Source organism: Streptomyces sp. GbtcB7 (assembly GCF_019091445.1).
Taxonomy (GTDB): domain Bacteria; phylum Actinomycetota; class Actinomycetes; order Streptomycetales; family Streptomycetaceae; genus Streptomyces; species Streptomyces mirabilis.
Map to the genome: position 1 here is coordinate 1 of NZ_JAGXJM010000207.1, position 327 is coordinate 327.

A 327-nucleotide genomic window follows, 5' to 3' on the forward strand; every position below is an offset into this window, starting at 1 on the left:
CCCGGACATCTGGCGATCGTCGTACGGGATCCGTCGGGCACCCGCACCGAATCCGCCTACATCGTGGGAGACATCCTTCACTCGCCGGCCCAGGTCGGCGACCCCGGTCTGGTGTTCTCCTCCGACGTCACCCCGGACCAGGCCCGAGCGGTGCGCGACCGCGTGCTGGCACGGCCGGACACCGTGATCGCCGCCGGGCACTTCACGGACGACGTATTCGGCCGTGTCACATCGGTGGGCGACACCTACACCTGGGCGCCTCTTGGCGACTCGTCGGACGCCCGGTGACCTGATGCATGGGCTGGGTGCGGCCCGACCGCACCCGCC

General features: G+C 70.6%; 1 pseudogene. It reads left to right on the forward strand.

The window, feature by feature from the left end:
• Positions 1-288, forward strand: a pseudogene (locus KVT44_RS55860) (hypothetical protein); the annotation flags it as partial.
• Between the last annotated feature and the right edge of the window lie 39 nt (positions 289-327).